Annotated in this window: 10 protein-coding genes and 1 pseudogene; 5 read left to right on the plus strand and 6 right to left on the minus strand. The window is 66.7% G+C overall.

Annotated elements, in window-relative coordinates; all coding sequences use genetic code 11:
- Positions 1-129: 129 nt before the first annotated feature.
- On the plus strand, positions 130-1,194 hold the full coding sequence (locus tag AC1DEL_RS15685) for an AraC family transcriptional regulator (RefSeq protein WP_477125992.1): 1,065 nt from the start codon (positions 130-132) through the stop codon (positions 1,192-1,194).
- A gap of 204 nt (positions 1,195-1,398) precedes the next feature.
- Here AC1DEL_RS15685 and AC1DEL_RS15690 read toward each other — a convergent pair.
- Both AC1DEL_RS15690 and ppk2 read right to left on the minus strand, forming a co-directional pair.
- Positions 1,399-2,850, minus strand: a pseudogene (locus AC1DEL_RS15690) (SulP family inorganic anion transporter); the annotation flags it as partial.
- A gap of 51 nt (positions 2,851-2,901) precedes the next feature.
- Positions 2,902-3,759, minus strand: coding sequence for a polyphosphate kinase 2 (gene ppk2, locus AC1DEL_RS15695; protein ID WP_441643871.1), 858 nt, complete (start codon positions 3,757-3,759; stop codon positions 2,902-2,904).
- A gap of 194 nt (positions 3,760-3,953) precedes the next feature.
- Between ppk2 and AC1DEL_RS15700 the strand changes: the two genes are divergently transcribed.
- The 4 genes from AC1DEL_RS15700 to AC1DEL_RS15715 all read left to right on the plus strand — a co-directional run bounded on the left by AC1DEL_RS15700 (position 3,954) and on the right by AC1DEL_RS15715 (position 8,707).
- Complete coding sequence (locus AC1DEL_RS15700; protein WP_092300873.1) at positions 3,954-4,208, plus strand: RNA recognition motif domain-containing protein; 255 nt, start codon at positions 3,954-3,956, stop codon at positions 4,206-4,208.
- Between the two features lie 132 nt (positions 4,209-4,340).
- Positions 4,341-5,102 (plus strand): metalloprotease LoiP, encoded by a 762-nt coding sequence (gene loiP / locus AC1DEL_RS15705; protein WP_092300876.1) that lies wholly within the window; start codon positions 4,341-4,343, stop codon positions 5,100-5,102.
- Positions 5,103-5,373: 271 nt separating this feature from the next.
- Positions 5,374-7,059 carry an aspartate-alanine antiporter gene (aspT, locus tag AC1DEL_RS15710; RefSeq protein WP_092300879.1) on the plus strand — a complete coding sequence of 562 codons (1,686 nt, stop codon included), beginning with the start codon at positions 5,374-5,376 and terminating at the stop codon, positions 7,057-7,059.
- 19 nt (positions 7,060-7,078) lie between these two features.
- On the plus strand, positions 7,079-8,707 hold the full coding sequence (locus tag AC1DEL_RS15715) for a bifunctional aspartate transaminase/aspartate 4-decarboxylase (protein ID WP_092300882.1): 1,629 nt from the start codon (positions 7,079-7,081) through the stop codon (positions 8,705-8,707).
- 97 nt (positions 8,708-8,804) lie between these two features.
- On the opposite strand, the gene AC1DEL_RS15720 is transcribed toward AC1DEL_RS15715, so the two are convergent.
- From AC1DEL_RS15720 to hutG, 4 genes are all read right to left on the minus strand, one after another.
- The gene (locus AC1DEL_RS15720) at positions 8,805-9,179 is read right to left on the minus strand and encodes a hypothetical protein (protein WP_092300885.1); all 375 of its coding nucleotides are present in this window, start codon (positions 9,177-9,179) and stop codon (positions 8,805-8,807) included.
- Positions 9,180-9,189: 10 nt separating this feature from the next.
- Positions 9,190-10,197 (minus strand): M35 family metalloendopeptidase, encoded by a 1,008-nt coding sequence (locus AC1DEL_RS15725; RefSeq protein ID WP_441592337.1) that lies wholly within the window; start codon positions 10,195-10,197, stop codon positions 9,190-9,192.
- The gene (locus AC1DEL_RS15730; RefSeq protein WP_441592335.1) at positions 10,194-10,901 is read right to left on the minus strand and encodes a hypothetical protein; all 708 of its coding nucleotides are present in this window, start codon (positions 10,899-10,901) and stop codon (positions 10,194-10,196) included. The genes AC1DEL_RS15725 and AC1DEL_RS15730 overlap by 4 nt, the downstream gene beginning before the upstream one ends.
- A 207-nt stretch (positions 10,902-11,108) precedes the next feature.
- Positions 11,109-11,924, minus strand: coding sequence for an N-formylglutamate deformylase (hutG, locus tag AC1DEL_RS15735; protein WP_092300894.1), 816 nt, complete (start codon positions 11,922-11,924; stop codon positions 11,109-11,111).
- Positions 11,925-11,935 lie beyond the last annotated feature (11 nt).

The following is an 11,935-nucleotide window of genomic DNA, read 5'->3' on the forward strand; positions in this document are numbered from 1 at the left end:
ATGTAGGCCCGGGGGGTCGCGGCACGCGTGACAATTCCTTCCATCGACTTTGCAATTCGCGCCACCCGCGCCTATCATCGGCGCACGGATGCCCGGGATCACACCGGGCACACAGCCAGGGGAGACGGCTTGGATACACGGATACGCGCCGCGGCGCTTACCAATTTCTTCGAAGTGGCGGAGGCGCGCGGGCTCAATGTGCAGCCCCTGCTGCGCCAGGCCGGCCTCAAGCGCACCCTGCTGGCCGATCCGGACTTCCGTGTGCCGATGGCCGCCTGCGTGACGCTGCTCGAGGACGCGGCGGCAGCCAGCGGCTGCGACAACTTCGCGCTGCGCATGGCCGAGTCGCGCCAGCTGGCGGACTTCGGCGTCATCAGCCTGCTGATCGCCCACCAGCCCAACCTGCGCGCGGCGCTGGCCACCATCATCCGCTACCGCCATCTGGTCAACGAATCCGTGGCGATGCTGCTCGAAGACGCCGGCAGCTCGGTCATCATCCGCGTGGAAGTGGTGGCCGAGGCGCCCTCGCGCCAGGCCGGCGAACTGGCGATGGGCGTGGTCTTCCGCCTCTGCAACGCGCTGCTTGGCGCACGCTGGCAGCCGCTGCGCGTGTGCTTCACGCACCCGGCGCCTGCCGACGAGAGCGTGCACCGGCGACTGTTCCGCTGCGGGCTGGCCTTCAACGACGAGTACAACGGCATCGTCTGCCGCGCCGTCGACCTCGACGTGCCGAATCCGGGCGCCGATCCGGCCATGGCGCGCCACGCCCAGCGCGTGGTGGAGGCGCTGCCCCGACCCGCCGCGCCGACCGTCGCGCATGAGGTACGCGGCGCCATCGCCCTGCTGTTGCCGATGGGCCGCGCCACCGGTGCTTCCGTCGCCCAAGGGCTCGGCATGAGCCTGCGCACGCTGCAGCGCGCGCTCGGCGACGAAGGCGCGAGCTTCCACGACATCCTGCACGCKGTGCGGCGCGAGCAGGCCCCGCGCCATGTGGAGAACCCCCGGGTGCCGCTGGCGCAGGTGGCGGTGCTGCTCGGCTACGGCTCACCGAGCACGTTCACGCGCTGGTTCACGGGGGAGTTCGGCATGGCGCCCTCGGCATGGCGCGCGCAGGCCGCCACGCGGGTGCCGGGGCCGCCTGACGAGACGGCTTACGACGACGAAGCCGCCGGCGACGAAGTTTCCGGCGACTGAAACCGGACCAGCGCCTGTTCGAGCGTGGCGAACATCCGGTGCGCGCCCAGCGCGTCGGCCAGCGTGGCGCGGCGCACCATCGCCAGCACCTCGGGGTTCAGCCCGGCCAGCCACAGCGACACGCCCTGCTCCCCCAGCGCGCTCGGCCTCGATCAGCATCTTGAGCGCCGTGTATTCGAGATCGATCACACCGGAAAGGTCGAGCAGCACCACGCGCGGCATATCCTCCGTCACGTGCTGGCGCATGCGCTGACCCAACCGCCGCGCATTGGCGAAGAACACGCGCCCTTCGGGCCGCAGGATCAGCAGCCCGGCGAAGACCTCGTCACCGGCATGCTCCGGCGAGAGCGGCCGGAACACATTGGTGCCGCGCTTGCGGGCCAGCACGTACAGCGGCGGGTCGGCCGCCTGGTAGGCCAGCGCCAGCAGCGACACGATGATCGCCACGAGAATGCCCTGCAGCGTGCCCAGCCCCACCACGCCAGCCATGGCGACGAGCGCCCACACGAACTCCATGCGCCGAATCTTGCGGATGGCGCGGAACTCGGCCGGATCGATCAGCCCGATCGAATAGACGATAACCACGGCGGCCAGCGTGGCATTGGGCATCAGGCCGATCACCGGCGCCAGCAGCAGCATGGTGCCGAGCGCGGCGCCGGCCGTGACCAGCGCGGCGAGTTGCGAGCGTGCCCCGGCGCGCTGGTTCACAGCGGTCTGGCTGGTGCCGCCACCGGCCACCATCGCCCCGAGCAGGGCACCGCCGGCATTGGCGAGCCCCGTGGCCAGCAGTTCGCGGTTCGGCTGCGGCGGCGGCTCGCGCTCGTGCGCAAAGGCCCGGCCGGCGGCGATGGTCTCGGTGAAGCTCATCAGCGCGATGCCGAGCGCGGACGGCCACAGCGTGGCCACCATCGACAGGTCCGGCAGCATCACCGCCGGCAGCCCCGTGGGCACCCGCCCGACGATCTCCACGCCGCGCGCCGGCAGGTCCAGCAGCGCCACGGCCGCCACGCCGAGCGCCACCGCAATCAGCGGCGCCGGCGCCCGGGGCAGGCGCCAGACCATGAACGCCAGCAGGGCGAGGGTGACGAGCGCAATCGCCAACGTCGGCATCGACGCATGCGGCGCGCCCTGCACGATCGCCCACACGTTGTGCGGGAACGACCCCTTGGCGAAATGGATGCCGAGCAGCTTGGGAATCTGGTCGACCACAATGACGATGCCGATGCCGGCCTTGAAGCCCACCAACACCGGCTCCGAGATGAAGTCCGCGACGAAGCCGAGCCGCAGCGCGCACGCGGTCCCCAGCACCAGCCCCACCAGCAGGGCCAGCGTGGCCGAGGCCACCAGCAGGTTTGCCGAAGGATCGGCGGCAGCCACCTGCGCCAGCGCCGCGCCGGCCAGGATCGCCAGCGTGGTAGTGGTGCTCACGCTGAGCAGCCGCGAGGTGCCGAGCAGCGCGTAGATCGCCATCGGCACGCAGGCCGTGTATAGCCCCACCTGCACCGGCAGCCCGGCGATGGTGGCGTAGGCGAGCGACTTCGGAATGACCACGGCCGCCGCACCCAGGCCCGCGACCACATCGGGCCGCAGCCATTCGCGGCGATAGCCGGCCAGCCAGGCCGGCATCCACCCGTGCAGCGCTCCATCGGCTTTCATGCGCGCCCTCCGCGTGCCAGCGCCCTGGCGGCGCCGGTATCGTCAATATCGTCAGTACCGCGTGGCGATATGGCGGAACGGGTGGTCCGACTCGCGGTAGCCGCCGCGCTTCTGGCGCTCGGGCAGCTTGGGCGGCTTGCGCGCCGGCGCCTGGTACGGAATCCGATCCAGCAGGTCGCTGATGATGTTCAGGCGCGCGCGCCGCTTGTCGTTCGAATCGGCCACGTACCAGGGCGTGTCGGGGGTGTCCGTGGCGGCGAACATGGCGTCGCGCGCACGCGAATAGTCGTACCAGCGGCTGTAGGACTTCAGGTCCATGCCGGTCAGCTTCCAGGTCTTGCGGCCATCGTGGATGCGCGCCTGGAGCCGCCGGGTCTGCTCGGCCTGGCTCACTTCGAGCCAGTACTTGATCAGGATCACGCCGGAGGCGACGATGGCGCGCTCCACCAGCGGCACGGAGCGCAGGAAGCTCTCCACGTCGTCCGGCGTGCAGAAACCCATCACGCGCTCCACGCCGGCGCGGTTGTACCAGCTGCGGTCGAAGATGACGATCTCGCCGGCGGCCGGCAGGTGCGGCAGGTAGCGCTGCACGTACATCTGGCTCTTCTCGCGGTCGGTCGGGGCGGGCAGTGCCACCACGCGGAAGATGCGCGGGCTCACGCGCTCGGTCAGCGCCTTGATCGTGCCGCCCTTGCCGGCGCCGTCGCGCCCCTCGAAGACGATGCAGATCTTGCTGCCGCTCTGCACCACCCATTGCTGGAGCTTGACCAGCTCCACATGGAGTTCGCGCAGCGCCGCGAGATAGTCCTTGTTCGACATGCGCGCGCCCGCCTCCGGCGGCGGCGGCGGGGGAGACGGGTACGAGTCCTCCGGCGCGCGGTCCTTGCCCTTCTTCGATGACTTGCTCATGCGCGGCCCTCCTCTGGCAGGGGAGAAACAGGGAGCGTTCCGCTTACAGTGTGGTGGCTTTGCCGGGCGGAGGCAAAGGGAAACAGATTGGCCTTTGGGCCCGCCCCGGTTGCCGCGCGCGGCGCGTGGGGCTAAGGTTCGATTGCGGGCACCGCCGACCCGCCATTCACCCGGTTCCGCCAGGAGGCGCGATCATGGCCCTATTCATGCTGACCAACGTACCGGACGGCACCACCGACGAGGAACTGCTCGCCTTCCTCGGCAAGTACGGCATTCCGGCGCCGGACGAGATCGAGCATATCGAGGGCGACGGCTCGCGCCCCTCGGTCATGCTGACCTTCCACGCAGTGGATGCGGACGCGCTCCAGCTGCTGCGCCCGCGCATCCACGACATGTACTGGAAGAACAAGCGGCTGTCCGTGATGGTGCTGCACGAGCGGTTTACCTGAGCCACCCGCCGTCAGCCATGTCGGACGAACTCCACTAGCCAGCCCCCCGCCGGCTTGCCTATCCTTTCCCTGCGCCGCATCCCCCGTGGATGTTGTCTGCATGCCATGACATTTGACGACTCAGGGAAGACTATGAACCGCTTCACCGCCCCCGCCGCATCGGCCAGCGCGGCCCTTGGCTGCGCGCTGCTGCTCGCCGGCTGCGCCGGTGCCGACATGAACAGCCTGACGCAGGCCGGCGGCAGCCTGTTCACCGCCGCCACGCTCTCCGACATGAGCGTCAAGCAGCTCTCCGACCAGTCCTGCGCCGAGATGGACAAGAAGAACACGCTCGCCCCGGCCGACAGCCCCTACACCAAGCGGCTGGCCACGGTCATGAGTGGCCTGCAGAACACCGGCCTGCCGCTGGACGCCAAGGTCTACGTGACCAAGGACGTCAACGCCTGGGCCATGGCCAACGGCTGCGTGCGCGTCTACAGCGGGCTGATGGACATGATGAGCGACGACGAGGTCCGCGGCGTGCTCGGCCACGAGGTCGGCCACGTGGCGCTCGGCCACACCAAGTCGGCCATGCAGGTGGCCTACACCACCGCCGCCGCGCGCGGGCTGCTCGGCGCCACCGGCAACGCCACGCTGACCGCGCTGTCCTCGTCGCAACTGGCCGCCATCGGCGAGCAGTTCGTCAACGCGCAGTTCTCCCAGCGCCAGGAAAGCGCCGCCGACGACTACTCGTTCGACCTGCTGACCAGGAATGGCGCCAATCGCCAGGCGCTGGTCACCGCGTTCCAGAAGATGGCGACGCTCGATGGCGGCCAGTCCAGCATGCTCAGCTCGCACCCGGGCTCGGCCCAGCGCGCCCAGCATATCCAGGAGCGGCTTGCCAGCGGCAAGTAATGATTTGCGACGCCGGCGCCACCCCCGGCGCGGCGTCCGATTCGTCACATTCCTCCAATGCGTTTAATACGCATCCAAAACAATTCAGTACGGGCTGAATAACGCCACGCGGATAATCCTTCACGTCTGCCGCCCCCGGCAGGCGTCCGACGAGGAGCCCCCGCCGCGCCATGGATTTCACCCGCCCTCCCAGTTCGCCTCCCGCTGCGTCACACACCCCCTGCCGTTCCCCGTCAAAACTTTGACCCTGTGTCGCGTTTCAGGAGGTCCCATGGATTGGTTGCACACCATCTTCCAGAAGTCACCCGAGTCGGCGCTGTTCCTGTCGCTGGCGGTCGGGTACGCCATCGGCAAGATCACGTTCGGCAAGTTCCAGCTGGGTGGCGTGGCCGGCTCATTGCTGGCGGCCGTGATCATCAGCCAGGTGGGCGTGGAGATCGACAACGGCGTGAAGGCCGTGATGTTCGCGGTCTTCATCTACGCGGTGGGCTATGAAAGCGGCCCGCAGTTCTTCAACTCGCTGAACCGCAGTTCGCTGCGCGAGATCGCCATGGCGGTGTTCATGGCCGTGGCGGGGCTGGTCACGGTGGTGGTGCTGGCCAAGATCTTCCACCTCGACAAGGGCATCGCGGCGGGGCTGGCGGCGGGCGGCATGACCCAGTCGGCCATCATCGGCACGGCCGGGGACGCCATCACCAAGCTCGGCCTGCCGCCGGACCAGGTGAAGATCATGCAGGCCAACGTGGCGATAGGCTACGCGGTGACCTATGTGTTCGGCTCGCTCGGCGCGATCATCGTCTGCGTGAACATCCTGCCCCGCTTCATGGGCAGCGACCTGAAGACTGACTCGAAGAAGGTGGAGGCGTCCATGCACGGCGGCCTGCCGCAGTTCGGGCCGGGCCAGGCCGGCGCGCTGCCCCGGCTGGTGGGCCGGCTGTTCCGCGTGGGCGGGGCGGCGGGCAAGACCGTGGCCCAGATCGAGATGGGCGGCGAGGACCTCGTCACGGTGGAGAAAATCCAGCGCGGCGGCAAGGCGCTCGAGTTCAAGCAGGACACGGTGCTGAACGAGGGCGACGTCGTGCTGCTGGTGGGCCGACGCGACGCCATGGTGCCCACGGCGCTCCAGATCGGCGAGGAAATTGCCGATGCGGAAGGCATGGGCATGGTCATGCAGACCCGCCGCGCGGTGTTCACGGCCACTGGCATGAACAACAAGCCGCTGGGCGAGATCGTGGCCGGGGTGGAGCGCGAGATGCGGCACGGCGTGTACCTGGAACGCATCGAGCGCTACGACCACGCGCTGCCGATCCTGCCCGACCTGAAGCTCCAGCACGGCGACATCATCACCTTCTACGGCACCCCGGCGGACACCAGGCGCGCCGCCGAGCGCGCCGGCTACGAGCTGGTGCCGAGCGAGAAGACCGATTTCGTCTACTTCGGCACCGGCGTGCTGGTGGGCCTGCTGATCGGCCTGCTGGTAGTGCGCATCGGCGATATCCCGCTTACGCTGGGCTCGGGCGGCGGCGCGCTGCTGTCCGGCCTGGTGTTCGGCTGGGCGCGGTCCAAGCATCCGATGTACGGCGCCATGCCGACGGCCGCGTGCCAGCTGCTGAAGGACTTCGGCCTGGCCGCCTTCGTGGCCATCGTCGGCATCAACTCGGGCCTGCAGGCCGTGCACACGCTGCGCGACAGTGGCGTGACCATCTTCCTGCTCGGCGCCGTGGTCACCCTGCTGCCGCTGTTCCTGACCATGCTGTTCGGCCGCTACGTGCTGCGCTACGACAACGCCGCGCTGCTGGCCGGCGCGCTGTCTGGCTCGCGCAGCGCCAACCCCGCCTTCGGCGGCATCCTCGACAAGGCGGAAAGCCCGGTGCCCACCGTGCCGTTCGCCATCACCTACGCGCTGGCCAACGTGCTGCTGACCCTGCTGGGTCCGCTCGTGGTCGGACTGGTCTGATTTCCTGAAGGAGCGATTGATGAGCAAACCGGATCTTGCAAAACTCTCCAGCCTGTCGCCGTTCGAACTCAAGGACGAACTGATCCAGCTGGCCAGCGGCGACGCCAACCGCCTGATGCTCAACGCCGGGCGCGGCAATCCGAACTTCCTGGCCACCGTGCCACGCCATGGCTTCTGGCAACTGGGGCTGTTCGCGATGCGCGAGTCGGAGCGGTCGTTCTCGTACATGCCCGAGGGCGTGGGCGGCTTTCCGCGGCGGGATGGCATCGAGGAGCGTTTCGACCTCTTCGCCCGGGAATTCGAGAACGTGCCCGGCGTGAAGTTTCTGGCCGGCGCGGTGTCCTACGTGCGCGACCAGCTCGGCCTGAACGCCGGGGATTTCCTGTACGAGATGTGCGAAGGCATCCTGGCCTGCAACTACCCGGTGCCGGACCGCATGCTGAAGCTGTCCGAGGTCGTCGTCGGCCAGTACATCCGCAAGGAGATGATCGGCGACCATCCGTTCATCGGCGAGTTCGACCTGTTCGCGGTGGAAGGCGGCACGGCCGCCATGACCTACCTGTTCAACTCGTTCCGCGAGAACCACCTGATCAAGGCCGGCGACACCATCGCGCTGGGCATGCCGATCTTCACGCCCTATATCGAGATCCCCGAGCTGAACGACTACCAGCTCGTGGAGCTGATGGTCGATGCCGACCCGAAGGCGGGCTGGCAGTACTCCAAGCAGGAGTTGGACAAGCTGCGCGACCCCAAGGTCAAGGCCTTCTTCCTGGTCAACCCGAGCAACCCGCCGTCCGTGCGGATGAGCGACGAGAGCCTGGAGTACCTGGCCTCCATCGTCGAATCCCGCCCGGACCTGATCATCCTCACCGATGACGTGTACGGCACGTTTGCCGATAACTTCGTCTCGCTGTTCGCGCTCTGCCCGCGCAACACCATCCTGGTGTACTCGTTCTCGAAGTATTTCGGCGCCACAGGCTGGCGGCTGGGCGTGATTGCCACGCACCGCGAGAACATCTTCGACGAGCAGCTGGCCAAGCTGCCGGAGGCGCAGCGCAAGGCACTGCACAAGCGCTACAACTCCATCACCACCACGCCGGACCAGCTCAAGTTCATCGACCGCATCGTGGCGGACAGCCGTACCGTGGCCCTGAACCACACGGCAGGGCTCTCCACGCCGCAGCAGGTGCAGATGGTGCTGTTCTCGCTGTTCTCGCTGATGGACACGCCGGACGCCTACAAGCAGGCGATGAAGCGGCTGATCCGCAACCGCAAGGCCGCCCTGTTCCGCGAGATCGGCATCGCGCCGGAGAACGCGGACGACCCGAATGCGGTGGATTACTACACCCTGCTCGACATCGAGCAACTGGGCGGCAAGGCCATCGGGCCGGAGTTCGTGAAGTGGGTGCTGGGCTCGGCCGAGCCGGTGGAACTGCTGTTCCGCCTGGCCGAAGAAGCCGGCGTGGTCCTGCTGCCGGGCCGGGGCTTCGGCACGCAGCATCCGTCCGGCCGCGTGTCGCTGGCGAACCTGAACGAGTCCGACTACGTGAAGATCGGCCGCTCGATCCGGAAACTGTTCGAGGAATATGTCGAACGGTACAACGAGGCGACCGGCAACAAGGCCGATGCGAAGGTGACGAAGAAGTAAGCGGCGGGGCAGGTTGAACCGCCTGCCCTCTCCCCCGCCCCTCTCCCGAAGGGCGAGGGGAGAAAACCGTCGGCATTCAAGCGCCGCTGGCGCCCAATTACTCGCGCAGCGCTCCGCAGCATCGATTCGGGCACCCCGGCCCAAATTCGATGGCGACAGAGGAATCGGTGGCGCCGCTGTAGTCCCGCCCTGTCGGATTCAGGCGCACCGTCGCCCCGCCGTAGACGATGGTCTTCGGCTCCTCGCCCATGCTGACAAGGAAATCCTTTATCCAGTCGGCGCGCCGCTCCGCAATGGCCTCGGATGCTCCCCGTTCCTTTACATAGCTCACCAGGATGAACAGATCGCGTTTTGGGTAGCTGCGCTGCAGCTCCGCAACCCAGGCACCTAGCCTGCCAGCCTCCGCACCGGCTAACTGATCGGCCTCGGTGGAAAACCTCGCGTTGAACTGCTCGCCCGGCTTGCATGCCATTGCGATGGCGCTACCGCATACCAACGCCAAAGCTATCAGGGATCGGGCCATGTACGACAACATACCCCGCCACGTTGTCTGCGTTCGTGATGCATGCGGGATGCCTGGCGCGCGCAAGCGCGATGGCATTCCAGAGGAAATAGTGATGATCCTCGGTATCCATGGTGTCGTGGAAATGTGAGACCTCATGTGCCAAGGTGAGGAGTTGAGAGTCTTTGCGGTCATGGTCATCCGGCATCTCGCAGAAATTCAATGCTATGGCAATCGTATGGGTCTTGACGTCCGGTTTGCAAACAGCCGCAACGACGCCGCGCTTTTCTGCGTCCGGCTTGGAAACACAGCCAACAAACTCAAGCGCCGAAGGCGAGTACCGTACGAAATTGGCCGGCCGCAAGCGCCTGAATACGGCCAGCATCCGGCCCAACCCACTGCTCAGCGTCTCGCGTGTCCGGCTATCCGTAACGCCAAACCACGTTTGAACATTGCGTCTGGCTTCGGCATCCCAGCGGCGCAATTCCGCCAGTCGTGCCTCGGTGCGAGCCACGAGAATCGCGCATAGATCCATCGCGAGCGCGGCGAAGGCGTCATTGGTCATGTTCGGGCAGATCAGCGTGGGATGATCTGCCAGCGCCGTCGCGGTGTCCCTATGGCTGGCTTTGTGACGGCTTGCATCTACCCATTGCGAAGGAGACAGGACCGTCGGCGCGGTAGCACCAGTATTCCCGCTGACCACCTCAGTGGACATCGTGCGTTGCGAGGCAAAAACACGCGGCTTCTCCTTGCATTGACAGAAGACCCGGGCGCCCTCGACGAGCACGGCTTTTCCGTTCTCGTACCATCGCGGGTCGCAGTCGTTATAGACGGGACCGCCAGCCTTGCAGGCGGGGCAGCTCGCATAGTCTCCTTCCAACGCAATGCGCTTCCCCATATTGGTCGACGGGCTGCTGGCGGACTGATAGCCGCCTGTTCCAGTCTTGTCACCTTCCCCGATCAAGTAACGCGTATCGGCCGATGTCATGATGGGCACGCCTCCTCATTCTGGGCGTCGAAGAACACGCCGATGGGGACGAAATGCCATGCGCCGGCTTCCGGATCATAAATCGCGCACTGGTTCGCCTTGTGCGACAGATCCACGGTGCCTTCCATGCAAGCAATGGCGCGCCCGACGGCCTGCGCCCTTGCCGGGTGAGGCAGGCTCAGGAACGGCGCGTGGGATTCCGCGTGCGCGAAGAGTCCTGCAGCGTCTCGAAGGCTTTGATATCCCTTGAGGTCATGATCCGTGAGGTTGATATCGACGGCACTGACGTTGTGGGAATCAATGTCCCAGGATTGTTCCGCCGAGAGCGTCACGATACTGCCCGCACGCCGTCTGACGAGTCGCCCGTCGTGAGCCCCGAAACCGCAATGAAGGGAAATATGGAGTTTGCCGCCGTTGGTGTGGATCAGTTCGCGCGGGTCGAAACGAGCGGCGTGCACGACGTGATACGGCTCGCCGGGTTGCGAGATGTATGCCGCAGACAGATAGGCATCGAACGGCGACAGAAAAACCGTCAGGGCATTGCCAGGACGCCCATGATAGGTCTCGTCGATGGCCTCGCAGGAGGCCCGGACGAAGTCCGGTTGAGCGCGCTGCGGGCAGTACGTGACGAGCACGTAGAGAGGTGGATCCGTATGCAGGATGTGCCCGCATGGCCTTGCATTCGGCGCGTCGTTTTGCTTCACCTTACGTCTCCCTTCCTGGCAAAAGCCAAAAGGCTGACGCAATGCGATCACCAACGTCTATAGCAATTCTCTTGAATGCGACGCGATCAATGAAATCGCTCGGGGCCACTTCCTAATTGCAATGGGAATGCAATTGTCCCCGAGCAATAGCGGCCTGAGTCAGGCGCCCTTCCCCCAACAGCGGAAGAGGGTCAGCGCCTCAAACCCTCAGCGCGCTTCCACAAACCCCAGCACCGTCTCCAGCATCTGCCGGATGGCCGGCTGGATGGCGCCGGCCTTCGACGGGTCGTAGGCGAACGGGTAGACCTCTTCCATGTACGACGACTGCGTCAGCTCGAGCTGGATCGCGTGCACGCCGTTGGCCGGGTTGCCGTACTGGCGCGTGATGTAGCCGCCCTTGAAGCGGCCATTGAGCACGGCGGTGTGCGCCGGCACCGCGCTGGCAATCGCCAGCACATCGTCCGCCAGGCCCTTGTCGCAGCTCGCGCCATCCGCCGAACCGAGGTTGAAGTCGGTCAGCTTGCCGTCGAAGAAGCGCGGCAGCACCGAGCGGATCGAGTGGGCGTCCCACAGCGCGATGGTGCCGTGCTCGGCCTTCAGGCGCTTCAGTTCTTCCTGCAGGGCGGCGTGGTACGGATGCCAGATCGCGTCGCGGCGCTGGGCGATCTCGGCGTCGTCCGGGCCCTTCGATCCATCGGCGTAGACCGGCGTCTTGTCGAAGGTGTCGACCGGGCACAGGCCCGTGGTGTCCTGGCCGGGGTACAGGTTCGCGTTGTCCGGCGGGCGGTTCAGGTCCACCACGTAGCGCGAATGGGTGGCCATCAGCACGGAGGCGCCCAGCTCGCGCGCGAATTCATAGAGCCGGTCCATGTGCCAGTCGGTATCGGGCACGGTGCGCGCCTCGGCCGTGAGGCGGGCGGCCAGCGGCGCGGGCAGGTACGTGCCGACGTGCGGCATCGACACCAGCAGCGGGCGCGTGCCGCGATGCAGGGTGAAAGCGGGGGTATCGGTGGTGAAGGACATCGTGATGTAGG

The organism is Cupriavidus sp. 10L43_2, assembly GCF_056395265.1.